This is a genomic window from Colwellia echini, assembly GCF_002843355.2.
GTDB classification, from domain to species: Bacteria; Pseudomonadota; Gammaproteobacteria; order Enterobacterales; family Alteromonadaceae; genus Colwellia; species Colwellia echini.
The window spans coordinates 1-26,998 of the sequence record NZ_PJAI02000018.1; the positions used below are offsets into that span (position 1 = coordinate 1).

The 26,998-nt window shown below is 35.4% G+C and carries 22 protein-coding genes; 15 read left to right on the forward strand and 7 right to left on the reverse strand.

The annotated features are described in order from the left end of the window. Positions 1–342 precede the first annotated feature (342 nt). On the forward strand, positions 343–963 hold the full coding sequence (locus CWS31_RS13745; RefSeq protein WP_101343627.1) for a transglycosylase SLT domain-containing protein: 621 nt from the start codon (positions 343–345) through the stop codon (positions 961–963). Positions 964–1,548: 585 nt separating this feature from the next. On the opposite strand, the gene CWS31_RS13750 is transcribed toward CWS31_RS13745, so the two are convergent. From CWS31_RS13750 to CWS31_RS13760, 3 genes are all read right to left on the reverse strand, one after another. Then, complete coding sequence (locus tag CWS31_RS13750; protein WP_101343628.1) at positions 1,549–2,835, reverse strand: HlyC/CorC family transporter; 1,287 nt, start codon at positions 2,833–2,835, stop codon at positions 1,549–1,551. Positions 2,836–2,975: 140 nt separating this feature from the next. Continuing rightward, complete coding sequence (locus tag CWS31_RS13755; protein ID WP_101343629.1) at positions 2,976–3,761, reverse strand: cytochrome C assembly family protein; 786 nt, start codon at positions 3,759–3,761, stop codon at positions 2,976–2,978. A gap of 266 nt (positions 3,762–4,027) precedes the next feature. Next, complete coding sequence (locus CWS31_RS13760) at positions 4,028–5,260, reverse strand: SO_0444 family Cu/Zn efflux transporter (RefSeq protein WP_101343630.1); 1,233 nt, start codon at positions 5,258–5,260, stop codon at positions 4,028–4,030. A 322-nt stretch (positions 5,261–5,582) separates the two neighbouring features. Between CWS31_RS13760 and ffh the strand changes: the two genes are divergently transcribed. From ffh to CWS31_RS13800, 8 genes are all read left to right on the forward strand, one after another. Beyond that, a complete protein-coding gene (gene ffh / locus CWS31_RS13765) occupies positions 5,583–6,965 on the forward strand; it encodes a signal recognition particle protein (protein ID WP_101343631.1) in 1,383 nt (460 codons plus the stop codon). Positions 6,966–7,362: 397 nt separating this feature from the next. Continuing rightward, a complete protein-coding gene (locus CWS31_RS13770) occupies positions 7,363–8,115 on the forward strand; it encodes a sterol desaturase family protein (protein ID WP_342780243.1) in 753 nt (250 codons plus the stop codon). 363 nt (positions 8,116–8,478) lie between these two features. Beyond that, positions 8,479–10,104: a putative bifunctional diguanylate cyclase/phosphodiesterase gene (locus tag CWS31_RS13775; protein ID WP_101343633.1), complete on the forward strand. Its 1,626-nt coding sequence runs from the start codon at positions 8,479–8,481 to the stop codon at positions 10,102–10,104. Positions 10,105–10,383: 279 nt separating this feature from the next. Continuing rightward, the gene (gene rpsP, locus CWS31_RS13780; protein ID WP_101343634.1) at positions 10,384–10,629 is read left to right on the forward strand and encodes a 30S ribosomal protein S16; all 246 of its coding nucleotides are present in this window, start codon (positions 10,384–10,386) and stop codon (positions 10,627–10,629) included. A gap of 27 nt (positions 10,630–10,656) precedes the next feature. Continuing rightward, positions 10,657–11,184, forward strand: a complete 528-nt coding sequence (rimM, locus tag CWS31_RS13785) for a ribosome maturation factor RimM (RefSeq protein WP_101343635.1) — start codon at positions 10,657–10,659, stop codon at positions 11,182–11,184. A gap of 39 nt (positions 11,185–11,223) precedes the next feature. Beyond that, positions 11,224–12,006, forward strand: coding sequence for a tRNA (guanosine(37)-N1)-methyltransferase TrmD (gene trmD / locus CWS31_RS13790; RefSeq protein WP_101343636.1), 783 nt, complete (start codon positions 11,224–11,226; stop codon positions 12,004–12,006). A 34-nt stretch (positions 12,007–12,040) separates the two neighbouring features. Beyond that, complete coding sequence (gene rplS / locus CWS31_RS13795; RefSeq protein ID WP_101343637.1) at positions 12,041–12,394, forward strand: 50S ribosomal protein L19; 354 nt, start codon at positions 12,041–12,043, stop codon at positions 12,392–12,394. A 450-nt stretch (positions 12,395–12,844) separates the two neighbouring features. Continuing rightward, a complete protein-coding gene (locus tag CWS31_RS13800; protein ID WP_101343638.1) occupies positions 12,845–13,468 on the forward strand; it encodes a PEP-CTERM sorting domain-containing protein in 624 nt (207 codons plus the stop codon). 168 nt (positions 13,469–13,636) lie between these two features. Here CWS31_RS13800 and CWS31_RS13805 read toward each other — a convergent pair whose 3' ends face one another. From CWS31_RS13805 to CWS31_RS13820, 4 genes are all read right to left on the reverse strand, one after another. Next, complete coding sequence (locus tag CWS31_RS13805; protein ID WP_101343639.1) at positions 13,637–14,953, reverse strand: O-antigen ligase family protein; 1,317 nt, start codon at positions 14,951–14,953, stop codon at positions 13,637–13,639. 115 nt (positions 14,954–15,068) lie between these two features. After that, positions 15,069–15,569: a hypothetical protein gene (locus tag CWS31_RS13810; RefSeq protein ID WP_101343640.1), complete on the reverse strand. Its 501-nt coding sequence runs from the start codon at positions 15,567–15,569 to the stop codon at positions 15,069–15,071. A 97-nt stretch (positions 15,570–15,666) separates the two neighbouring features. After that, complete coding sequence (locus CWS31_RS13815) at positions 15,667–17,730, reverse strand: bifunctional diguanylate cyclase/phosphodiesterase (protein WP_101343641.1); 2,064 nt, start codon at positions 17,728–17,730, stop codon at positions 15,667–15,669. 1,141 nt (positions 17,731–18,871) lie between these two features. Beyond that, positions 18,872–19,537, reverse strand: a complete 666-nt coding sequence (locus CWS31_RS13820) for a transglutaminase-like cysteine peptidase (RefSeq protein ID WP_101343643.1) — start codon at positions 19,535–19,537, stop codon at positions 18,872–18,874. A 615-nt stretch (positions 19,538–20,152) separates the two neighbouring features. Here CWS31_RS13820 and CWS31_RS13825 point away from each other — a divergent pair. From CWS31_RS13825 to CWS31_RS13850, 6 genes are all read left to right on the forward strand, one after another. After that, complete coding sequence (locus CWS31_RS13825; protein ID WP_101343644.1) at positions 20,153–21,556, forward strand: undecaprenyl-phosphate glucose phosphotransferase; 1,404 nt, start codon at positions 20,153–20,155, stop codon at positions 21,554–21,556. A gap of 68 nt (positions 21,557–21,624) precedes the next feature. Next, positions 21,625–22,806 (forward strand): nucleotide sugar dehydrogenase, encoded by a 1,182-nt coding sequence (locus tag CWS31_RS13830; protein WP_101343645.1) that lies wholly within the window; start codon positions 21,625–21,627, stop codon positions 22,804–22,806. Between the two features lie 34 nt (positions 22,807–22,840). Then, positions 22,841–23,284, forward strand: coding sequence for a glycosyltransferase family protein (locus tag CWS31_RS13835; RefSeq protein WP_170252882.1), 444 nt, complete (start codon positions 22,841–22,843; stop codon positions 23,282–23,284). Continuing rightward, a complete protein-coding gene (locus CWS31_RS13840) occupies positions 23,281–23,772 on the forward strand; it encodes a glycosyltransferase (RefSeq protein ID WP_170252883.1) in 492 nt (163 codons plus the stop codon). Before CWS31_RS13835 ends, CWS31_RS13840 begins: the two co-directional genes overlap by 4 nt. Positions 23,773–23,928: 156 nt before the next feature. After that, the gene (locus tag CWS31_RS13845; protein ID WP_101343648.1) at positions 23,929–24,969 is read left to right on the forward strand and encodes an acyltransferase family protein; all 1,041 of its coding nucleotides are present in this window, start codon (positions 23,929–23,931) and stop codon (positions 24,967–24,969) included. Between the two features lie 91 nt (positions 24,970–25,060). Then, a complete protein-coding gene (locus tag CWS31_RS13850) occupies positions 25,061–26,986 on the forward strand; it encodes an acyltransferase family protein (RefSeq protein WP_101343649.1) in 1,926 nt (641 codons plus the stop codon). Positions 26,987–26,998 lie beyond the last annotated feature (12 nt).

The following is a 26,998-nucleotide window of genomic DNA, read 5'->3' on the forward strand; positions in this document are numbered from 1 at the left end:
TACATATTTTCTATATAAATGGCTAAATGGCTAAATGACTTATAATTCTGATATTAAAGAAATTTAAGGAAAAAAAAAGCGCTCAACTAAAAATAGAGAGCGCAATAAACAACATAAAACTTATAACATCAGGGAATAATATTACTATTAAGTAAGAGTGTGCTTTTTCTATTTAGTTCACTTTATTTTAATTTTTGTTAGTCATTAGATAAATTAAATGATCTGATGAGGCAATTATATTGTTGTAATGGCTATAACTATCATTAAATTCCTTTATTAATCACTGCCATTAATTAGTGGATTCTGGCATTATAAAAAGCAAATATAACAATCATTATTTCTATGCCTTCATGTAAAACTATATTGTTAACATTGGCAAGCGTATTCTTGCTTACAAGTTGTGCTACGCCTCCACCGAAAAACCCTGAAAATATTTGTGAAATATTCCGCGAACATCATGATTGGTACTTCGACGCTAAAGATGTACGCGAGCGTTGGGGTGTGCCTATTCATGTACCCATGAGTATGATGTATCAAGAAAGTTCATTTCGACATAATGCTGCGCCGCCAATGGACTATCTATTTGGTTTTATCCCCTGGGGACGCGTAAGCACTGCATACGGTTATTCACAAGCTAAAACCATGACCTGGAAAGATTACATTAAAGAAACAGGTAACTCTGGTGCCGACCGTGATGACTTTGCTGATGCAATCGACTTTATGGGTTGGTTTATTTATAAAACTCAAAAAGTGAACGGTGTTTCTAAGTGGGATGCGTACAATCAATATTTAAACTACCACGAAGGTTGGGGTGGGTTTAGAAAAAAAACTTACTTAAAGAAACCTTGGTTAATAAAAGTGGCTAGAAAAGTTGATGATCGTGCTCGCCGATATAGTAGCCAATTAAAAAGTTGTGAAGAAGAATTGAACCATGGTTGGTTATGGCGATTATTCTTTGGTTAGCGATAATACTAGATTCTAGAACTTAGATTCTAGGAACTAGGTAGCTAGGGTTTAAGAAATAGGCTTTAGGATCTAAGTTTTAGAAGCTAGGAGTTTAGATATTAGAAATCTAACTGCTAGGGTTAGGTTAGGTATATTAGGGGGCGGCTTTTGTGCAATGCATTGCTGTTTCCCCCTTTACGCTAGCAAAGTGAAAGTGTAAAAAATCTGCTGATACAGATGCTTTAATAAACGCTATCAATAGTGCGCTGTTTAAGCGTTCCAGATCATCACTAGAGACATTTTTTATCCTACCAAGTTTACTGATTAATAAAAAAACACTCGCATAAATCTTGCCAAGATGCTCTTTTTACGACAAAAATGCGGCCAAGCTAGCTAGGATAATAGCTCCAGAAATAGCTAGTTAATTTATCAAATTCAGATGAAAAAAAGTCAGTTTATTTAGTAAATAAATGTTGAAATAGCAAAATGCTGCTGCTGATAGGGGTAGCAATTGTTATCCACAGAAATTGTGGAAAGTTGATAAGGTTATTGGTAAACCTCTATCTGTGGATAACTTTGTGATTAACTATTAAGGAAAATAAATTAGTCTTCTTCTACTTTTTCGCCAATGAAATGTTCAGGCATAACGCGTACCGATTTTATCATATTGCCGGCCACATCAATTATTTCGACAGGGTAACCAGAGATACGTAAACTAATATTACTTTCTGGTATCTCTTCTAAATATTCAATAATTAAGCCGTTCAGGGTTTTAGGGCCATCTGTTGGCAATTCCCATGACATTTCTTTATTAATATCTCTAATATTCGCACTACCATCAACCAAGTAACTGCCATCTGACTGCAAGGTAACAGTATCACTTGTTGTCGGTGCCATAGTTGTTGTGAAATCGCCAACAATCTCCTCAAGAATATCTTCTAAGGTCACTAAACCTTGAATATCACCATATTCATCAACAACAAGACCTAGACGCTCTTTTGCATGCTGAAATTTAATTAATTGAATATTAAGCGGCGTACCTTCGGGAATAAAATATAATTCACGTACTGAACGCAATAGGGTTTCTTTAGTGAATTCTTTCTTAGACAATAGTCTTAACGCATCACGTACATGAATATAACCAACTACATCATCAATAGTGTCGCGGTATAGTAGTACACGTGTGTGATTGGCTTGGGTAAGTTGCTTTTGAATCTTCTTCCAATCATTATTGATATCAATACCCACTAGTTCACTACGTGGGATCATAATATCTTCAACTGACACTTTTTCTAAGTCTAAGATACTAACTAACATATCTTGATCGCGAGGTTGCAATAATGCGCCTGATTCATTCACTACAGTTCTTAACTCTTCACTACTTAGACTATGTTGCTCTCGTTGATCAGCATTAATACCTAATAGCATTAAAAAGCCGTTGGTGATCCAGTTGACAATAACAACCAATGGGAAAAGTATTTTAAGCAATATAATTAATAATATTGAACTAGGAAAGGCTATTTTTTCAGGATATAAAGCCGCCAATGTTTTTGGCGTTACTTCCGCAAAAATAAGAATAATTAAGGTTAAAGCTACAGTGGCGATTAAAATCCCCATATCACCGAATAAACGTAAACCTATAACGGTAGCAATAGCAGAGGCGGCTATGTTAACTAGGTTGTTACCAATAAGAATTAAACCGATAAGACGATCTGGGCGGGCAAGCAGCTTACTTACCCGTTTAGCACCTTTGTGCTTTTCTTTTTCTAAGTGGCGTAAGCGATATCTATTTAAAGACATCATGCCTGTTTCTGAGCCTGAAAAATAAGCAGACATAAGTATTAAGATGCCAAGAATAGTAAAAAGCATCTGGGTGGATATACTGTCCAAAAAGGATATTTCCTATATTAGTTACCATTTAAACACTATTAAAATGACAACAAAAACTAAAATTTAATTAACCGTGTTGCATTATACATACAGGGTTATAAACATAATAAGGTTAAAAAAAAATTTTTAAAGTACTGTCTTTATAAAATGAACTCTTTAACCAAACGACTACCAAAGTAAGCTAGGGTTAGTAAACCGCTTGCAGTTAACATCAGTACTAAAACTCGATGACCGCGCCAGCCTTTTACAAAATGCCCCCAAAGGATAACACTATAAATTGATAAGGCGAGTAGGGATAATAAAGTTTTATGAGCATTAGCTTTTGCTAGAAAGCCATCTAAAAAAGCAAAACCAATAACTTCACTAATAAATAATATTACGGTACCCAGCGTTAAAATTTTAAATAATTGTGTTTCAACTTGCATTAGCGGAGGTAAATGCGCAACTGCAGCCAAATTTTTACTCTTCAGCTTTACGTTGATATAAGTCACTTGAAAAGCAAATAAAGTGGCGATAATTAAAATTGAATAAGCAACTAAAGCAAGACTTATGTGGCTAAGCAAAACAAATTTACTGTTTACTAAGGGGATTGAATCTATTGGAGGTAGGAAGATAATAACTAATTGCCATAATCCGGTAAAACCGTAAATAACAGGTAATAACAGGTTCACTTTAAATTTCAACGCTACTAGGGTTACGACAATAGTAATGGTTAAACTCACTAGCGAAACAACATGAGGTAAATTAAAGTTTAGCGTTTGCTGTGAAAATAATAAAGCCGCATGAACTAAAATTGCAGCACAAGCCAAACCTAAAACGAGTTTATTATTAGGACCTTCGGGGTGAAATAAGCGTGTAACAACGGCTAACGTTGCAAGCAAATATAATAAAAAATCTAAACTTGATCCTATAACCAAAAAATCCACTAACAACCCCTAACGCAACAGAAAAAGAACAGTAAAAAATTGATTCTATCAGATAAAATCTTTAGTGCTATGTGAATAGCGCAAAGTATTGACTTAAATTAAAAGTATTGACTTAAATTAAAAGTATTGACTTAAATTAACAATACTTTTATTAACTTATATATTAACTTATATATTAACTTATATATTAACTTTCGATATTAACTTAAACCCTCAGGCTAATTAATCAGTTTTCCATCAAGTACATTAATAGAGAACTAAAGTCGCTACTTTATCAATAAGCGTCTTAATGGTTTGATCGATAAAAAGACAATAAGCCCTGCACAGCCTAGCCCAAACCATTGTGGTAACATTTCATGACTATGCGCCATTTGCTCGGTAATATTAATGTCATAAAACTCAAGTCCAAAATCAAGCAATAAAGCAAAGCCGATAGCGCTTACTGAAACGCCGAGTAAATAACGAATTAATACTGCGCTGCCCATTTCATTACGAATAACCCCTAAAGTTGAAATGTTAGTTGCAGGGCCTGCCATCATAAATACTAACGCTGTACCAGGTGATAACCCGGCCATAATGAAACCTGCGGCAATAGGCGTTGAAGCTGTAGCACAAATATACATAGGAATTGAGATAACAATCATCAATAACATAGCAGGTAAACCACTACCGTAACTTAATAAAAACTCTTCAGGTAAAAAGGTACGGATTAATGAAGCAAAAACGAGGCCTATTAATAACCAGACAATAATATCGTCTATAAGTTTGGTTGATGCGTAATAAACACCTTGCTTTGTTTTACTGATAAAATCTTGTTTATCTTTAGCGGCAGATTTTTTTTCACTGGGGCAACACGATGAACTTGTCTTTTCTGATCCTGAGTGCGTATGAGTATCGCTTGTTGCTTTAGCAACTTCATTATTGCTACTACAGCAAGACTCTTTTATCAGTGGCTTTTCATCAGAGAGAACTTTTTTAGTACCACAGCACGATTCTTTAACCGTAGGCTCTTCAGCAGGAACAGTTTTCTTACTGCCACAACAAGAAGCTGCTTCAGTGAGCTTATGTGCATGAGGCGATTTTACATCTTGCTCTTTTATTGTCGCTACTAATAAACCAGTGATAATAGCTGACATAATTGCGGCAATAGGGCGGTAAATAGCAAAAATAGGGCCTAATAAAGCATAAGATACTGATACAGAGTCGATACCTGTTTCTGGAGTAGCTACTAAAAATGATGAAGTAGCAGAGGCTGAAGCACCGCTTCGTCTTAACTCTGCGGCAACAGGAATTACACCACATGAACATAATGGTAGTGGTGCACCAATTAGCGCGGCTTTAACTATGGCTGATTTACCACTACCTAAATGTTTAGTGAGCATTTTACTTGGTACCCAAGCTTTCATTAAGCCGGCGATAAGTAGGCCTAATAATAACCAAGGGCTTGCTTCTGCGCTAAGATCTAAAAAATTTATAGCTAAAGCGGATAACTGTTCCATTTATAATTTACCTATAGTTAAAACTGTATTTATCAATATGTTTACTAGAACTTTTACGTGAACAGATACGAAGTAATTATTCTTGAAGAATAAAAGCATACTCTTACTTTTACTTATTTCGTACTCAGGTTACTTAGTATCTGCATCATTAAAATCAACCTTACTATAGCATGGCAATCTTTTTCATCGCACGATTAGTTAACCTAGAAAGCCAATTTTCTAACGACTAAATTGTATGTAAGAGTATCTGCTGTCGCATCTTCTATATATTTGCGTATAATAGCAGCATTAAATTTTCCAATATTAGCTGTTAGAGTATTTCATGTTTGACAATCTTTCCGAACGCTTAAGTAAAACGCTTAAAAATATTAGTGGCCGTGGCCGTTTAACCGAAGACAATATCAAAGATACTTTACGTGAAGTACGCATGGCATTGCTTGAAGCTGACGTAGCTTTACCGGTAATTCGAGAATTTGTAGCCAAAGTTAAAGAGCAAGCCGTTGGCACCGACGTTTCTAAAAGCCTTACTCCTGGGCAAGTTTTTGTAAAAATAGTACAAAAAGAACTTGAATCAGCGATGGGTGAAATCAACGAAGGTCTTGATTTAAGAGCCGCACCACCTGCTGTTGTATTAATGGCGGGTTTACAAGGTGCAGGTAAAACTACCTCCGTTGCTAAGCTAGCTAAATTTTTAACTGAGCGTGAGAAGAAAAAAGTATTGGTGGTGAGTGCCGATGTTTATCGTCCAGCGGCTATTAAACAACTTGAAACCTTAGCAAATGAAATTAATGTCGGCTTTTTTCCAAGTGACATAAAACAAAAACCTATTGATATTGCTAATGCGGCAATTGATCACGCTAAGAAAAATCATTATGACGTATTAATTGTTGATACCGCGGGTCGCTTACATATTGATGCAGATATGATGAGTGAGATTCAACAACTTCATGCGGCAATCAACCCGATAGAAACATTATTTACTGTTGATGCAATGACGGGTCAAGATGCGGCAAATACCGCTAAAGCCTTTAATGATGCATTACCACTTACCGGTGTAATATTAACTAAAACTGATGGTGATGCTCGCGGTGGTGCGGCGTTATCAATTCGTCATATTACTGGCAAACCTATTAAATTTATGGGTGTTGGTGAGAAAATAGAAGCACTTGAGCCGTTCCACCCAGACCGTATAGCCTCACGTATCTTAGGTATGGGTGATGTACTATCACTTGTTGAAGAAATAGAACAAAAAGTTGATAAACAACAAGCTGAAAAACTTGCCAAGAAAATGCAAAGCGGTAAAGGTTTTAGCTTAGAAGATTTCCGTGATCAACTCGTGCAAATGAAAAGCATGGGCGGCATGATGGGCATGATGGACAAATTACCAGGTATGGGTAATATGGCTGATAAAGTTAAAGACGGCATGGGCGATAAAGTTACTGTACAAATGGAAGCCATCATTAATTCGATGACACCAGGTGAGCGTGAACGTCCTGATATTATTAAAGGCTCTCGTAAACGCCGTATTGCGCTAGGCTCAGGTACGCAAATTCAAGACGTAAACAAGTTACTTAAACAGTTTACGCAAATGCAAAAAATGATGAAAAAAATGTCAGCTAAAGGCGGCATGAAAAAAATGATGCGTGGCATGCAAGGTATGATGCCACCAGGTATGGGCGGCGGTGGCGGTATGTTCGGTCGTTAATCTCCGTTGACATAATATCTTATTTTAAAGGCTGCACTTGCAGCCTTTTTGAACAACAGACTAAAATATTGTTAACGACTGCAAGTAATCTACTATTCATTAGACTCACGTTAACTAGGCTCTAAATAAAGCCAACACAAACATAAAGTTTAATTATTTTGTTATTGTTTTGTTACACCTTTAAATTTTTCTATCAAGTAATTTAACAGAGCTCAGTAACTATTTTTTTGATGCAAACAAACGCATCTATTTTGTTTATTTACTCTCTGCACTGTTATTAACCTTACCTGTATTTATAGCACAGAGTTCTGGGTATTCTTTCTCAGCCTTTCTACGCTTTTTGTTTCCTAAAGGCACTTATAACCACCAATCAGCCAAATTTGATTACGCCTTGTTAGTGATTAATAAGTTAATTAAATCAGCACTTTTTCCATTAATTGTTATTTCAATGGCTCCAATTGCCATAGCAATATCGTCGGGTATTGAATCTATTTTTGGTTACTTAAAACCTTTAGTTTTACCGCATGGCGTTATCATCGCCATTTTCACTTTAGTTTTATTTGTGTTTGACGATCTTACTCGCTTTCTTTTACATTATTTATTACACAAGTTACCGGCGCTGTGGGAGTTTCACAAAGTACATCATTCAGCATTAGTACTAACACCATTCACTATTTACCGAAGTCATCCGGTTGAAAGTCTATTGTATGCTTTTAGAATGGTATTAACTCAAGGGGTAGTGGTCGGCGTTTGTTATTATTTTTTTGGCCCTACATTAAAAATGTATGATATTTTGGGAGCTAACGCCTTTGTTTTTGCTTTTAATGTATTAGGATCCAATATACGCCATAGTCATATCTGGTTGAGTTGGGGTAATAAAATAGAAAACTATTTTATTAGTCCTGCACAACATCAAATTCATCATAGCGATCAAGCAAAACACTTCGACAAAAACTTTGGTTCGGCACTCGCTATTTGGGATAGATTATTTGCTTGTCATATCAAAGCGTCAACGATAAAAGTAAAACAAGGCGAAAAGATAACTTACGGCATCAGTGTTAATCACCAAGGGCATAACAGTTTAGCTCAACTTTATTTTGAACCGTTCAAAAAAGCTTATCAAAGTATATTCAGCAAACCAAAAGAATAGCGGTGTTGATCAGGCTTAGCCGTTATTAATCTTAACTTCGGTTATTATGTTCAGCACTTTTTCATAGCCTAGCTATACTTATACCAGTTGAAATAATAAATTAATCATCTTCAAAGATATAAATAATCAATTTCTGCGTTGCGCTCAATCCCAATAGCCAACTATTACTCAATTATGCGCTTTGAACTTGACTATTTATCCTTATCGAATTTTGGGCAATTTTTTTAATTCCGTTGCTATTAAAAAACAGTCGATGGCTAATTGTGCTTTAATGAGACTGGTTTATTGATATTAGTTTTATAAGATTGGTATAAGCGATTGATTGTGTTTTAAGTATTAAAATGTAGTGTGGAGTATTGAATAATGGCGAACAACAAAGTTAATGGTGCTAAATCAACAGAGCAATCAGAGCATGAAGGTTTTTTGAAACGTTTTCCTCTATTTATAGAAAGCTTTTGTATCGTCCTTGTTAGCGCGACCATCATATACGCAATCGGCTTTGTAGATATAGAAACTAGTGTTTCCGATCTATTTACCAATCAGCTAAATTGGTCTTTGCCTAAAACCATGGTTATTGTCAGTATTACAATGATAGCTGTTGTGCTGTTGTTGATTCGTTTTATTATGTCATTACGCAATAACATCAAGCAGCAAGTCATTAAAGCAGAGCAAATAAAAGCGTTTGCTTTTTATGATCAGCTTACCAATTTACCCAACCAAGCATTGGCTCATGATCGCCTTGATCGAGCCATCACTCAAGCAGAACTAAAACACAGTCCTATTGCCATATTATACATTAGTATTAATGACATTAAGGCGGTAAACAATCAACAAGGACACCGAGGCGGCGATACACTACTAAAAGAAGTAGCAAAACGCCTAACTAAAGAACTTAGCCCAGAAGACACGCTAGCGAGAATAACCGGTGGGGAGTTTATTATTATTGTTGAATCGTTAACGACTCAAGATAATATAAATAAAACCACTAAAAGCTTACTCACTAAACTCGTGAAACCTTATAAAATAGCGCAACAACAAGTTCGTATTACCAGTAATATTGGTGTTGCAATATACCCGAATGATGGTCGACACAGTAAAGAGTTGATAAACAATGCTGATAAAGCAATGCGTATTGCGCAACAAGACAAAAACAAGTTGGAGTTTTTCTCAAAAGAGATTCAAGAGCAAGTAAACACCAAGAAGAAAATAGCAGAGCAATTACGTGGAGCTTTAAATCGCAATGAACTTGAACTGCATTATCAACCCATTGTTAATAGTCGCAATCATGAAATTATAGGTGTTGAAGCTTTATTGCGTTGGAATCATGAAAAACTAGGAGAATTATCGCCAGAAGTTTTTATTCCAATTGCTGAAGAAATAGGCATTATTAATCAGCTTGGGGATTGGGTTCTCACCCAGGCTTGTAAGCAAAACAAAGCTTGGCAAGAGCAAGGCTTAGCAAAAATTGTTATGTCTATTAATCTTTCGGTAATGCAATTAGCTCTGGATGATTATGCACAAACCGTGGCAACGTCACTTGATGCAACTCATCTTGAATCGCAATATTTAGAATTAGAAATTACCGAAGAAACCTTGATGAAAGATGTTAAACAATCGATGAACCAAGTGAGGTTATTAAGTGCATTAGATGTAAGTGTAGCTATTGATGACTTTGGCACAGGCTATTCCTCAATGAAATACTTGCCTAAATTTGGTGTGAAAAAAATAAAAATAGATCGCATGTTTACTAAAGGGCTCCCCGCAAATGAAATAGATAGTAAAACTATTAGAGCTATAGCTGCGCTTGCCAAGCAACTCGACTTACTTGTTACCGCTGAAGGGGTTGAGACCTCTGAACAATGTAAGTTTATTGAAAATTGTAATATAAATGCAATGCAAGGTTATTATTTTAGTAAAGCGATAACGGCGACAGAATTTACCGCATTATTGGAAATGCCAACATGGCTTGAAAGTAAAACAGCCTCTTAGCAAATTAGAATGCTAACAATCTCTAATAAATAACTAAACATAAACAAAATATAAACTGAGCACAGCCCACTGTTTAGCGACTTTACCATTAAAGAACGCTAAACTTACCTGCTAATTTTGCCAATAATCCCCCTCCGTACCTAAATCAAAATAGCTCATTGATTATAAATAAAGCTTGTAAAAATCTGTCAAAAGCGTAGAATACGCGAGCTTTTCTGTCGCTTGAAGACGGAAAGTGTCTGGAAAATCCGTTTAACACTTAACATAATAGAGGACGATATGGTTACCATTCGTTTAGCTCGTGGCGGCGCTAAAAAGCGTCCATTCTATCAGGTTGTTGTTGCAGATAGCCGTAACTCTCGCGATGGTCGTTTCATCGAGAAAGTTGGTTTCTTCAACCCAACAGCACAAGGTCAAGCTGAGAAATTACGCTTAGATCTAGACCGTATTACCCACTGGGTAGGTCAAGGTGCTGGTGTATCTGATCGTGTGGCTAAGTTAATTAAAGACGCATCTGCGGCTTAATAGCTTAGTAGGTAGTAGGAGAATTTTGTGAGTCAAGAAGAACAAATCATCTTAGGTAAAGTAGGCGCTGTTTACGGAATCAAAGGTTGGTTAAAAATTCATTCATTCACTGATGAAACTGATGCCATACTTGACTATTTCCCTTGGTCATTAAAATTAGGGAATAATACACAAACAGTTGAAATAACTGATTGGCGCAAGCATAACAAAGTTCTTATTGTGAAAGTGGCAGGTATTGATGACCGTGATGATGCGCAAGCATTTGTTGGTTCAGATATATTAACCAATGTCACATCGTTGCCAAAATTGTCGCAAGACGATTATTACTGGCGCGATTTAATAGGAATGTCTGTTGTAACGAATACAGGTTACGACCTGGGAGTCGTTGCAGACATGATGGAAACTGGCGCTAACGACGTACTGGTTGTTAAAGCTAACTTAAATGATGGGTTTGGTAAAAAAGAACGATTAATTCCGTATCTTTTTGAACAAGTTGTTGAGTCCGTTAGTATTGAAAATAAACAAATTTGTGTTGACTGGGATCCAGGTTTTTAACTTGTGACTAGCACTGCCTCTATTAAAGAGACTAACAAAATGTGGATTGGGGTAATAAGCCTTTTTCCCGAAATGTTTAATGCTATCACGGAGTATGGGGTAACAGGTCGAGCGATTCGTAATGGGTTAATTGAGTTTCATTCATGGAACCCAAGAGACTTTACCCATGATAAGCATCGTACCGTTGATGATCGTCCTTATGGCGGTGGTCCGGGCATGTTAATGATGGTGCAACCATTGCGTGATGCTATACATGCCGCTAAAGAAGCTGCGCGTAAAGCTGCGTTAGATACTGGTGATCTTGATAGTAATGTCAAGGTTATATACTTGTCTCCGCAAGGAAGAAAGCTTGATCAACAAGGCGTAAGTGAATTAGCACAACATAACCGACTGATATTTATAGCAGGACGTTATGAAGGCATTGATGAGCGATTAATCGCGTCAGACATTGACGAAGAATGGTCGGTTGGCGATTACATTTTAAGTGGTGGTGAACTCCCCGCAATGAATGTAATAGATGCTGTAGCACGCTTAGTGCCAGGCGTATTAGGACACACTGAATCAGCAGAGCAGGACTCCTTCTCTAATGGTTTATTAGACTGTCCTCATTACACTCGGCCAGAAGTAATGACTACTCCCTCGGGAGAAGAAATGTCAGTACCAAAAGTATTGCTTAGTGGTAATCATGAACACATACGCTTATGGCGACAAGAGCAATCTTTGCTTAGAACGTGGACTAGAAGACCAGAACTATTAAATAACCTAGCTCTGACAGCTGAGCAGGAAAAATTACTTGTCTCAATTAAAAAGCAAGTTAAATAACCACTTAGACTGTGCATACTAGGAAGAAGGTATTATGAGTAAAATTATTGAAATGCTCGAACAAGAGCAAATGAAAAAAGACCTACCAGCATACGCTCCGGGCGACACTGTTGTAGTTCAAGTAAAAGTTACTGAAGGTGATAAATCACGTCTTCAAGCGTTTGAAGGTGTTGTTATCGCTATTAAAAACCGCGGCTTACATTCAGCTTTCACTGTTCGTAAAATTTCGAACGGCGTAGGCGTTGAACGTGTATTCCAGACACATAGCCCAATTGTTGACTCAATTGAAGTTAAACGTCGTGGTGATGTTCGTCAATCTAAACTTTACTACTTGCGCGAGCTATCTGGCCGTAAAGCACGTATTAAAGAGAAATTGGCTAAAAGATAGTAATATCTTTTACAGAAATTTCTGTGTAGAAAGATTGAAAAAAGGCCTGAGCAAGCAATTGTTCAGGCCTTTTTGTTATTCAAAATAATACCAATTCGATTAATACCAATTTGGTATAAGCTGCAATAATATTAGGCTTATAGCGAAACAATGAAAATAAAAGCTTCGTTAAATCAAAGGTTTTTGTTAATGCTGTGTAACTTCAGGGATGATAGAAATGGGCTTTTAGTGTCAGTTTTTTTTACACTTATGTTGTGTGTAAATTGGAATAAAGTCCTATTTAGTTGAAATAAGAGTAATTACTCTTATTGGATCGATTATTGCATTTATTCTAGTGTATGGATAAAAAAGTCACCAGTCACTTTGGTTTACAAAAAGTTAACAAGGTAGTGGTGCAGAGATTCTATAGAAGAATTAATTTTTCTCAGTTGTAATTAATAGGAAATAAATATGAAGTTTAAGTTTTTAAAAGCCGCATTTACGGGATTAATTCTTATCAGCAGTGGTATGGTTAATGCAGGCATAGTGAATCAATGGGATGTTGATTTTACTGCTTTAAATGAAGCAGATGCATTTCATGTTTTTGATCTTAAGCCGACTACGTCTATCGATGTTGTCGGAGGCACTCTTACTCTAAATCATAATTCATGGTATTACTTTAACCTGAGAGATGTGACCGGAGATTACTCACTTGATTTTAATAATACAATTTTATCGTTTGACTTTATGACAACAGGAACACCTGATATTGGAGGTGTTCAAACATCAAGAAGTCAAGGTCCAGATAGAGGGAATATTTTTAACCTTATTGGTACTCAACAAGATTGGGGGCTTACAACTTATAGTTACGATGATATAAATGAGTGGGTTCACTTTGAAATTAACTTAGGTCAATATCTTGATGGTGTTTTTTCAAGACTGATGTTTATTAATGACTGTGATGGTTGTGTAAGTACTAATACTGCTAGTTTTAAAAATATGACTATTACTCAAGTTCCTGAGCCAACAACAGTTGCAATTTTTGCATTCGCTGTATTAGGTTTAGCTTCACGTAAACTTAACAAAAATGCTTAGTAGTTATATCAGCTAATTACAGTAATAACTTGCAAGTGTGTATCATTAGTTGTTTCTGATTGTTTCAAATAAAAACCCGTTATTTATAACGGGTTTTTTTATGGCTAAATGTTATATGTTATTAATATCGAAGTGGATGTTGAACAAGAACAGAGCCGTATATATTAATTATCGTTTCAGTTTTGCACAAATCAAACAGAGCGACAATATACTAATAAATAGTAGCGCTATAGCAGGTGATTGTAGTGAAAAATCAACAGTTGAATGTAACAGCATATGCACTATAGCTGCGGCACAACCAAACGACACTCCTTGGTATAAAGGAGTTTTGCGTTTAACCATTGTCTTAAGTGAAATAAACAAACAGTAAAGCACCATAGCACCTAATAACAAAGTAATTGGTAAGCCAAGCTCGACTGAAAATTGAATATAATCATTATGAGCATGATCATAAAAACCCGAATAAGGGCCTGTTTGATATTGTGGGAAGCTAGAATAAAAACTACCACCGCCGCTACCAAAAACAGGGTAGTCTAATATCATAGGAATAGCATCACGCACTACTTCATCCCTTGTTTCAGAAGCTAAGCTTGTTTCTAATAAACGTTCTTTTACTTTTTCAACGCCAAAAATAGTGCCAACTAAAATTAAATCAAGGATAAAAAAACTCAATATTAATAAACGTAAATTCTTAGGTTTACGGTTATAGAAGAAAAAAGAAAAAAGACTAATTGCGGCTAAAGCAAAGAAAAAAGCAGAATTACCCATTCGCGAACGGGTTAAAATTAAAGCAATGATCATAATGATCAAGCTTAATCGCATTAATATTTTACTACTTAATAATACTTGAAATATATCACGTACTTTATGACGAACTTGTACACTTGAACCATTTACTGAAAGTTGGCTAATCAATACACCAATACCAATGGCTAAGCAAAGTGCTAAATAATTAGCTAATTGATTTTTATAAATAAAACTACCAACAGCAGCGGTCGAGTATGGGATATCAAATATAAGTGATGGCATATCTAGGTTTAAGTTAAGCCAACTTGCGTACAATGCTTGTAATAATCCTGATAGCATAATAGATAGAGAAAATTTATAAACCAAATCCCTAGTATTCACGTAGTAAAATACTAACCAGGCAAAGAGAGTTAAAGCGAGCGTCTTTAACAGCATAATATGGGTAAGTGAAGGATCAAAAGATAACGTTGAAAATGGTCGCTCTAAAATAGATCCTATACCGGGGGTAATTTGTAGCACTAGCCATGCTGCTGTTATGCCTAAAGGGATAATGACAGGAATAGCGTCGGAGTTAGGAAAAATATTTTGTCTCTTGCTTAAGCTAGCCATTAAATGCCCAAAAAAGAGTAAAAAAACAAAAAATTCAATGGATGAGCTTGCCCAAATTCTATTCGCACCTAAAGGTATAGGAGCGTAAATAATAAGGCTACACAGACAATAAAAGAAGAATTTATTCAACGAGCATACAACTAAGGTTTGTTATTAATAGCGAGAATAATACATAAAAAGCAAGCAGAAAACTAAAAAAGATCCCGAAGGACCTTTTTATATTTATTCAACTAGCAATGATAACTTATTGGTTTGGAGAAATTCCGCCACCACCACCACCTGCTCCAGTACCAGAGGCTGAACGATTACTTGAAGCAGTAAAATTGTTATTAGTACCAACAGAGCTGCCTGATGCTGTCGCATCAGATGCAATGGTAGCATCAACGCCACTAGCAATAGCTATTCCGATTACTGTATCACTATCAATACCAGCACTTGATGCAATAGCTAATATATTAGGGATTAGGGGAGAGTCAGCACCCACTGCAGTTATCGCAGCGGCAATCAAATCGCCTGCAGAATCACTATCTGGACCAACTGCAGCAATAGCTGCCGCTAGAAGTGACTCTGTCATTTCAGGATTATTTGTTGCAGCTGTAATGAATACTTCTTGTATATCACTACCATTGTTAGCTGCAGTATCAATAATATTTTGAGCAGCAGGGTCTATTTCTGCGGCATGTATAGGTAGTATTGCAAGGCTTAATGACAATAATAACGCAGTGGTTAAAGTATTTTTATTCATCAAATTTTCCATTGTAGGCAAAAGGTTTTTTATATTCTTGTTCATGACGTTTTTGTTCATGTTAACGCACTCCCTAGTGTACATGCTCTAATAATAATTATATTACCGTAATTGGTGAATAAACGCACCCTATATCTGTATCTTTTTTCATCAAAGGTAATGTTTTTTGAATGTAATTACCCTGTAGGCCATCACAATCAAGTTCAGATAACAGCTGCATGGTTTTTATACTTTCAACATGACTCGTTAATATTTTTATACCAACACCATGGCCTATTTGTGTTACTGCTTGAATAAAGTGTTTATTTTCATGGTGATTATCAAGTTCATGAATATAAGCCCCATCAATTTTTAAGTAATCTACATCTAAACCTTTAAGGTATTTAAATGAAGTAAAACTTGCTCCGAAGCGATCAATGCACACTTCAATATCTAAGGTTTTGATCAGTTGAATAAAACGAATACTAGAGGTAATGTCAGCTAGTATTGCCTCTTCATTAATCTCAAACACTAACTTAGGTAAACTCTTTTTATTCTTTTCAATAAAACTAACTAACCATTGTCCAAAATCAACACTGTGTAATGATTGATGTGTTAAATTAATAGCAATTGTACTGTTTAATGAAAAATTAGATAACGTAGCTAATTTATTGAGTACAAGCTTGTCTAATTCTTGAGATTTATTGGTACGTTCAGCCATAGAGTAAAGTTGGTTGTTAGCCACCACTTCATCATTATTTAAAAACTGACTAAACAATTCGTAATATAAAACATTGGCATTAATTGATGAGTTTTCATGTTTAATTAAATCAGTAGCCGCAGAGTCGGTAAAAATTATCTCAGATCTACTTGATATAACAGGTTGAAAGGTAAATTCAATATGATTAGTTGCAACTAGCTCATCAATGGTTTTCGACCATTCGCGCAACCCACGAGGTGTTTTAAGCGTTTCATCGTTATATACATCCCCATTAGAGGTGGCCGAAATCTCTTGTGTTAGCAAGGTATCTAATGAAGAGAGCAATCCACTAAGCGCTATACCATTGCTAAATGTTGTTGCGACTAGTTTACCAAAGCCATCTTCATAATAATTTGAATTTAAAGCAGAAAAGTTATTATTAATTTGTTTACAAAGAGCGGCAACATCTTCGCCAACGTTATTAAGAGTAAAAAAGAAAGTACCGCCACTTACTCTATATACTTTAGCACCAGCATAAGATTTTAGTTTTTCGGTTAGCAGTACAGCTGCTTGGCAAACATACTCGTCACCAGCTTTATAACCTAATTTAGTATTTATATTTTGTAGTGAATGTAATTGCACTAATCCTAATGTCGCAGAATCGTTAGTTTGCATATCATTCACTAGTATTTGAAATTGACTCTCAAATGCACGGCGATTACCTAATTGTGTTAAATCATCAATAAATAACTCGTTAGTTAATTTATTGGCCTGCTTAGTAACTAAGTCAAAAGAAGATTGAGTATTACTTACCATGGTATTCATGGCATTAATCACCGCTTTAAGCTCACGAGTCATCGGCAGTTTTTTAATAAAAGTAAAGTCTTTCTTACTTACTGCTATTGCTTGTGCTTCTACTTGAGATAATGGGTTTAACACCGCACGTAAAATAAAGTGGGCAATTAAAAATGCAAATAGCGCAACCAGTAATGATGAATAAAAGTTACTTACCGCGTGTTGCCATAATTTTTCATAAGAAGCACCAACATGGCTTTGAAAACTAAGTACACCAGCAATATTCCAACCATTGTTTACTTCGCTACTCATTATTGGCGGATTTAACTCAAAAAAGTTGATGAACCAAGTGGGGACGCCTGAAACGGCTTTATTATTTTCATGAGATATAATGACTTTACCGTCAACATCAGTAAGGGTTACTTGTTGATAATAACCTGAATCGAAAATGGCAAGGATCATAGTTTCAACAATAATAGGATCTTCTCCATCCATATAAGGTGAAATAGATAAACCTACACTGGTTGCGGTATCTTGAGCGTGACTAGCCATTTGCTCATCTAAATAAGCTCGAGTTGTATCAACACTAACCCAAGTTGAACCAATAAAAGTAATTAGCGTTATGGCAATTAATAAACCATAAAGCTGTGTTCTTAAACTTACGCCAGTTTTAAGTGCTACAGTCATATGTACTCTTCCTATAAATTAATTTACATGCCTATGCACTTAGCTTAAGCATGTCATCCCCGAGTTGTCTTGTCGGGGATCCAGTTTGCTTTTAAGCGTCATCCCCGAATTGTCTTGTCGGGAATCCAGTTTGCTTTAAAGCGTCATCCCCTAATTGTCTTGTCGAGATTCCAATTGCCTTTGAAACGTCATCCCCGAGTTGTCTTGTCGGGGATCCAGTTGTTTTTAAAGCGTCACCCTCCGAAATGTCTTGTCGAGATTCCAGTTTGCTTTGAAACGTCATCCCCGAAATGTCTTGTCGGGGATCCAGTTGCCTTTAAAGCGTCATCCCCGAAATGTCTTGTCGGGGAGCCAGTTGCTTTAAAGTGTCATCCCCGAGTTGTCTTGTCGTGATTCCCGTTTGCTTTAAAACGTCATCCCCGAAATGTCTTGTCGGGGATCCAGTTGTTTTTAAAGCGTCATCCCCGAGTTGTCTTGTCGGAGATGCAGTCGTTTCTAAAGCGTCATCCCCGAAATGTCTTGTCGGGGATCCAGTTGCCTTTAAAGCGTCATCCCCGAGTTGTCTTGTCGTGATTCCCGTTTGATTTAAAGCGTCATCCCCGAATTGTCTTGTCGGGGATCCTGTTTGCTTTTAAGCGTCATCCCCGAAATGTCTTGTCGGGGATCCAGTTGCCTTTAAAGCGTCATCCCCGAAATGTCTTGTCGGGGAGCCAGTTGCTTTAAAGTGTCATCCCCGAGTTGTCTTGTCGTGATTCCCGTTTGCTTTAAAGCGTCATCCTCGAGTTGTCTTGTCGGGGATCCAGTTGCCTTTAAAACGTCATCCCCGAAATGTCTTGTCGGGGATCCAGTTGTTTTAAAGCGTCCCCCCCGAATTGTCTTGTCAAGATTCCAGTTTGCTTTAAAGCGTCCCCCCGAAATGTCTTGTCGGGGATCCAGTTGTTTTTAAAGCGTCATCCCCGAAATGTCTTGTCGGGGATCCAGTTGTTTTTAAAGCGTCATCCCCGAATTGTCTTGTCGGGGATCCAGTTGTTTCCATGTCATGACTAGATATTTCGAACGATGATGTTTCCAATATTTACCTATTTTAACTGCATATGCATATTAGTTTGTATATTTTTAAGTTTATTCAGCTCACCAATAATCAATTAAAAGTGTGCATTTCGCCTTGTTCAATGCGCTGAACTAAATTGTTCCAAGCAGAAACCCCTTTACTATTTTTTACTTTAGTACCTAAGCCTTTAGCTTTAGCCAACCACAGCCCTTGAGCGTTAAAACTATATATAGGTTTTAAATCTGGTCTTTTGCTGGCCGGTAATACCTTAGCGTTGTAATTGTCTAAAACAAAAGGAGATTGTTTAGGAGATTCAAAATAGATCAAAACCATATGAGGTTGATTTAAGGTTAACTGGCGAACATACATTAAGCGCAGCTTATTCGGATCTATCCCTAAAGAAATTAAACTGAAATATTTAGCAATAGCGAAGTCTTCACAATCGCCTTTGCCACGCCCAACTGTTTCAACAGGAGAAGCCCAGTAATCTTTCTTTCCCCATAACGACAAGTCATCCTCATAACGGATCATATTATTAAAAAAATAATTAATTTTATTGATTTTTGACCAATCATTGTCAGTTTGATTATCAATTATTACCTCATGCCATTTAACAGCACGTTTTTTTGCCTTTTCACCATAAACACTGGTTAATTTTTGGTAAAAATCAGCAGAAAAAAAATCATCTAACGTGCTAGAAGAAGGATAGGCGATAATAAGGAAAATAAGTCCTAGTAGGGTATAAATGTGTTTCAAAATACTCCTACAAATATTTAATTAGTGAGCGAATGTGTTAATGATAAATCATTAAATAATGTTAATGGGGATAAATCAATAGAAAGTTCGATTGTAAATAAATTTAGGAATATTAAAGCTTCGAACAATAAAAAAATAAACAGTTGTCCGCTATTGCTAGCTAAAATAATAGTTAAATAAACAATTAGTAGAGAGGAATTATATACAAATTGCATTTAAATGTATTTAGAGTATTATATCTAAAAACAGTAATAAAATTACATTTTTATACAGCTATATTTATGCTGCTATATTAAACAGTCAATATACAGCTGTTAAAATAGTTCGCTGCATGTGCGTTATTTATTCACAGGGTAGTTTAAATATCACCATAAAAAACCTTAAGTGAATGTATTTGCAGTGTTTATTGTATTATTTTTTTTGAAGTATATCATTTGAAAGTCATATAACTGTCATCTTTTTGTTTTACTCTTAAAGTAACAGTAGCTAAATAGTATGTAGGTAACTTACTTACATTTTAAATCTATATTATTGATAGTTCATCTGAATAAATTTAAAAAAGCTGTACATTGCAAGTTACATTTTCTAAATGCATTAATAAGGACGTATTGTTATATGTTAAGTAGTGATGGTTTCATTAAGAACAACATTAATAAGTTTGCAACATTTTACCGCTTAGTTGACGTAGCCATTATTCAACTTTCATTGTTTATTTCAATCTCTTTATATAACATTACTTTTAGTAAAGACCTGTTTTTATTGTCGTTAATTGCCATAATTGGTTTCTCTTTTTTTGCTGAAATGTTTGCCTTATATCGCTCTTGGCGTGATGGTTTTTTTAAAGAAATAATCTTCAATGCGACACTTTCTTGGACCGTCGCATTTAGCTTAATACTAATATATATATTCTTCAGTCAAGCTAGCCTTGAGTACTCTCGCGTTGTTATTGCTATTTGGTTTGTATTAACGTGTTTTTTATTGTTTGCTTGGCGCTTGGGTTTCGGCTTGTTTTTGCGAAAAATTCGTCGAAAAGGTTTAAATACTCGCTCTGTTGCAATTATAGGTGTAACTAAAGAAGGGCAAAGGCTGGCTAAGCAAATATTAGAGCACCCTGAAACTGGATTTCGTTTAAAGGCTGTATTTGATGACAGAGAAGAGTCTCGTTTACCTGAAGTTTTTCATGGAGATTTACAAGGTAAGGTTAGCGATGGCGTAGAAAGAGCACGCTTAAATGAGTTTGATGTGGTTTATATTGCCCTACCATTAACAGCTGAAAAACGTATCACTGAAATATTGCATTCACTTGGCAACACAACAGTAAACGTACAACTTGTTCCTAACTTATTTATGTACAGCATGATGAGCGCATCAATGGCACAAATAGGCGATATTCAAACCATCAGTGTTTATTGCAACCCAATGAGAGGCACGTACGCATTAATTAAACGCATTGAAGATGTCGTCTTGTCTAGCATTATTCTTACTATTATTGCTATTCCGCTTATGATTATTGCGGTTGCAGTAAAAGTTACCTCAAAAGGACCTGTTATTTTCAAACAAGACAGATATGGGTTGAATGGTAAGAGTATTAAAGTGTGGAAGTTTCGTTCAATGACAGTTACTGAAAATACAGATGTAGTTACTCAAGCGACCAAAAATGATGCACGTATTACCCCATTAGGCGCTTTTTTACGTCGAACTTCTCTTGATGAATTGCCACAATTTATCAATGTATTACAAGGTCGTATGTCTGTTGTAGGGCCTAGACCACATGCGGTTGCGCACAACGAACAATATCGCAAAGCCGTTGACTATTACATGCTTCGTCACAAAATCAAACCTGGTATTACTGGCTGGGCACAAATTAACGGGTGGCGCGGCGAAACCGATACCATCGAAAAAATGGAAATGCGAATCAAGTATGATCTTGATTATATTCGTCGTTGGTCACTTTGGTTTGATGTGAAAATTGTGTTTTACACCATTTTTAGATCTTTTACTGATAAGAATGCTTATTAAGTAAAACTGCAACTTTAAACACATAAGTAAGAATCCATACAACTTATAAAGTAATACAAGGAAAGATGATGAAAATCACTGTTGTCGGTACAGGTTATGTAGGTCTATCTAACGCTATGTTATTAGCACAGCACAATGAAGTTGTTGCCTTAGATATTGATGAAATAAAAATACAACAATTAAACAATGGGCAATCACCTATTGCTGATGTTGAACTTGAAGCATGTTTAAAAGATAAACAGCTTGCCGGTAACTCTTTAAACTTCACTGCCACGTTAGATAAAGAGTCTGCATATAAAGATACAGACTTTGTTATTGTTGCAACACCTACTGATTATGATCCTGAAACCAACTATTTCAACACAAAGTCTGTTGAAGCGGTAATTAATGATGTTTTAACGTATGCACCTAAAGCAACAATCATCATTAAGTCTACAGTACCTGTTGGTTACACTAAGCAGTTGGCAGAATCATTAAATTGCGACCATTTATTCTTTTCACCTGAATTCTTACGTGAAGGTAAAGCACTTTTTGATAACCTTCACCCATCACGTATTATTGTTGGTGCGCAAACCGAACAAGCGAAAGTCTTTGCCAAATTATTAGCGCAAGGTGCAATTAAAGAAAACATAGAAATACTGCATACAGACTCAACCGAAGCTGAAGCGGTAAAACTTTTCTCTAACACATATCTTGCCATGCGCGTAGCTTACTTTAACGAGCTTGATTCTTATGCTGAAAGCCATGGTTTAAACTCTAAGCACATTATTGAAGGCGTTGGCTTAGACCCTCGCATTGGTAGCCATTATAACAACCCTTCATTTGGTTACGGTGGTTACTGTTTACCTAAAGACACCAAACAATTATTGGCTAACTACCAAAACGTACCAAATAACATGATTCGCGCCATTGTTGATTCTAACACTACGCGTAAAGACTTTATTGCAAATGCAATTGTCCAAAAGAATCCTAAAGTGGTTGGTATATATCGTTTAATCATGAAAACAGGCTCAGACAACTTTAGAGCTTCAGCGATTCAAGGCATCATGAAGCGTATTAAAGCGAAAGGTATTGAAGTGGTGTTATTTGAGCCTGAACTACAAGAAACTGAGTTTTTTAATTCAAAAGTGTTTACAGACTTAAATGAATTTAAAGCAATATCTGATGTGATTGTAGCGAACCGAATGACAGACTGTTTAGACGACGTATTAGCTAAAGTTTATACCCGCGACTTGTTTGGTAATGATTAATTGTATTAACTCAACAAACCTCATAGGAAAAAATATGAAAAAAGTATTAGCAATAGCATCAGGAGGAGGTCATTGGAAGCAATTAATGCTGTTAAAGCCTGCTTATGATTCACAAACTGTTAAATATGTAACAACTATTAAAGGTTTGCCAGAGCAAAACAATATTAATAACTTTGCAATAGTATGTGACTCAAATAAAAATGAAAAACTACGTGCAATTTATTCTTTTATCCAAATGATAGTTATCTTTATCCGTTTCTGGCCAGATGTAGTTATTACTACTGGTGCTGCACCAGGATTGCTAGGTCTTATCTTAGGGAAATTATGTTTTAAAAAAACAATATGGGTAGATAGTGTAGCTAATGCAGAGCAACTTTCTTTGTGTGGAAAAATTAGTAAAAAATTTGCTGATGTTGTGCTTACTCAGTGGGAACAACTCGCAGATGATTCAACTCAATATAAGGGGTCTGTATTTTGAAAAAACCATTAATTTTTGTAACTACAGGCACTCAACTTCCTTTTGACAGATTAATTACTCAAATTAACAATTGGGCATCAAAAGACAAGCAAGTAAATGTCATTGCACAAACAGCAAATTCAAATGGAGATTATCATTCTATTAAAACGGTTGATTTTTTGACGCCGAGTGAATACGACGAATATACATCTGAAGCTACAGTAATTGTTGGTCATGCAGGTATGGGGACTATTATCACTGGTTTTGAAAAAAACAAACCTTTAATACTTATGGCTAGAAAATTTCAATTTGGCGAGCATAGAAATGACCACCAACAATCTACAACCAGTAAGTTTGATGGGGTTAAAGGTGTCTACATAGCAAATGATGAACAGGAGCTACAAGCGTTACTTTCACGTTATGACCAACTAGAACCGGCAAGTGATGAAAGTAGTCCAAATCGGAATAAATTAATTGATTACTTAAGTACTGTTATTGAAAACTGCTAATTTATATTAAAAGGGACATTGATAGCCTTTTCTATAAGGCAAAAGAGTTACTGCTATTAAACGTTATATTACCTTAGCTTAGGTGATTTTTTCATTATCTCAATGAAATCTTTCATCAATAAATATAAATATCGTATCAAATTTTAGGAGTTCTGAGTGTTTTTAAATTCATTTAACCATTTTCGAGCTATAGCTATAATTTTTATTGTGGCAGGGCATAGTATGGGGCTTGTAAATATCCCACTTGAAAGTACATTTGAAAAAACACTAGTAAATATAATTTCTGGAGGGACATTTTTATTTGTTTTTATTTCAGGTTTTTTGTTTTATTACGTCTTTTATAAAAAATTTCAATATCGAAAATTCATAGTAAAAAAAATAAGGAATATATTTATACCTTATATTCTATTAGGTATAGCACCAGTCTTTTTCTATGTGTTTTTAAAAAAAGATATATATGAAGGGTATTTCTTGCCAACAACCGATGGTTTTTTGGCGGAATATTTAGTTCCTGTATTAAAATACTACTGGACAGGAGCATTCTTCAATGCGTATTGGTATATCACTTTTATTATGATTACGTTTATATGCTCCCCTTTGCATATAGCGTTCATTCGTAGTAGTAAATACGTACAGTTGACAATCATTATAATATTAAGTTTTATATCTGTATTTATACAGAGGCCTGTAAATAATTTATTGGTTTTTCAGTCTTTTGTGTTTTTTACTCCTGTTTACCTTATTGGAATATATTGTTCGATCAACAGAGAGAGTATATATAAATTTTTTAAGAATAAAGAAGTATATCTTTTTTTTACTGTAGTTTTTATTGCATATTTGCAAGCACATTCTAGTACTCTAGGGAGTTATCATAAGCCTCCATTTATATACGGTAGTATTGACCTAATGTTCCTACAAAAAATAATTTTTTGTTTGTTTTTTATGGTGTGGTTACACCGTTTTGAGCATATTAATAATAGAGTTGTACATACCGTTGCAGCAACGAGCTTTGCTATATATTTCATACACCCCTATCTTCTTTGGGGAATGAATAAGTTTAATTATGTTTTACAAACCAGTCACCCTTGGTTTGTATATATAGCACTAGTTGGAAGTGTTGTTGTTTGTTGTATATGTGTTGCGCTTGTAATGAAAAAAGTAACACCTAAGTTTAGCCGTTATATTATAGGTTATTAAAAATAATGATTTTAAAGCTCATGTTACTTGAATTTACTCAACGGATAGCTTAGTAAAAGTCCCTTTCAAAATTATTATAGAGGAATTTAATTTGAAATTTAGAAAAGATATAAATGGTCTTAGAGCTATTGCTGTTATAGCTGTAGTCTTATTCCATTTTAATCCAGCATGGATGCCTGGTGGGTTTGCTGGTGTAGATGTCTTTTTTGTTATCTCGGGCTTTTTGATGACAAGTATAATATTTAGAGGGATAGAACAAGAAAACTTTTCAATTTTAAAGTTTTATGTTGCAAGAGCCAATAGAATTATTCCTGCATTAGCATTACTTTGTTTCGTTATGCTTATTTTTGGCTGGTTTTATCTCACATCACTTGATTATGAGTCACTAGGCAAACATGTCACTAGTAGTATATTATTTTTCTCTAATATTGTTTATTGGCAAGAGTCAGGTTATTTTAGTCCTGCATCAAATGAAAAGTGGCTTTTACATACTTGGTCATTATCTGTTGAATGGCAATTTTATATAATATATCCATTATTGCTTGTCATAATGAAAAAATTTATGGCTGTCCGTTTGATGAAAGGTTTAGTCTTAATTTGCGCGATATTAGGGTTTGTTTATTGTGTTATAGCCACCTTTAAATGGCCAAATTCTTCCTATTATTTATTAACAACTAGGGCATGGGAGATGATGATAGGAGGTGTTGCTTGCCTTTATCCTATATCCCTTCGAGAAAACAGAAAAAAACTAGTAGAGTGGACCGGTATGATTTTAGTCGTGCTGTCTTATATTTATATCTCTAAAGAGGATGCTTGGCCTGGTTATTTAGCTTTATTTCCAGTCTTAGGGGCATTTTTAATAATTCAAGCAAATCGAAGTAATAGCATAATTACTAATAACCGTGTGTTTCAATGTCTAGGAGCGTGGTCTTATTCTATTTATCTGTGGCATTGGCCATTTGTTGTCGCTATTTATAGTTTTTCGCTGAGTGAAACATTTGTTTACCTGGGCATCACATTGTCTATAATATTTGGTTACTTGAGTAACAGATATATTGAAAAAGCAAATTTTAGGAAAGACTTTTCAAACATACATCATATTATAAAATGCAAACCTATAATCTTTCTACTTATTGTTAGCTCGTTAGGTGGTTATATTTACTACCAGTCAGGTATTGATACATCAATACGAAGAGGTGCCTCAACCCCTCAAGCTAAGTTTTTAACTACTTATACTATTGCAAGCTCTGAGAAGGGTAGATTTGATTCATATTGGTTGAAATGTAATAGCTACACCTCATTGACTCATAATAACGATTTGAATATAGCCCCTATTTGCCTAACTTCTAAAGGTGAAGGAGGCGTGTTTTTATGGGGCGATTCTCATGCTGAGGCGCTTTCGCTTGGGCTTAGAACATTATTAAAACCAATGGGCATCCCCTTTTATCAGAAAACGTCTGCGGGGTGCAAGCCATCTTTGAATGACTCAAAAATGAAAATGGCTGTATTTAGGAAGTCTTGTATACATTCAAATAAACTAGCCTTAGAAAGCATTTACAAACTAAAACCGCAATTGGTTATTCTTGCTCAAAGTATGGCTCATGATGAAACACAGTGGGTTGAAATAGTTACAAAAATAAAATCAGCTGGAGTAAAATCTGTTTTATTAATAGGACCTCTTCCTCAGTGGCAGCCATCTTTACCAAAAGTAATGATTAAACCTATTCACTGGACTAGTAATGAAAATTTTATTAATGATGCAGGATTAGATGTAACACTCATTGAATTGGATTCAATAATGAAAAATAGATTTGCAGACGCGAAATTAGAATATATTTCATTAATAGATGAGCTATGCAGACTTAATACTGGCAAGTATTATTGCCGAGTCAAAGTTAACAGTGGCAAGCTATTCCAAGTAGATTATGGACACTTATCAGATGAAGGTTCGCTATTTGTCGTGAATGAAATTTTAGCGGATAAAGTAATTGGTTTACTAACAAACACGAACAATTAAAATATTATTATC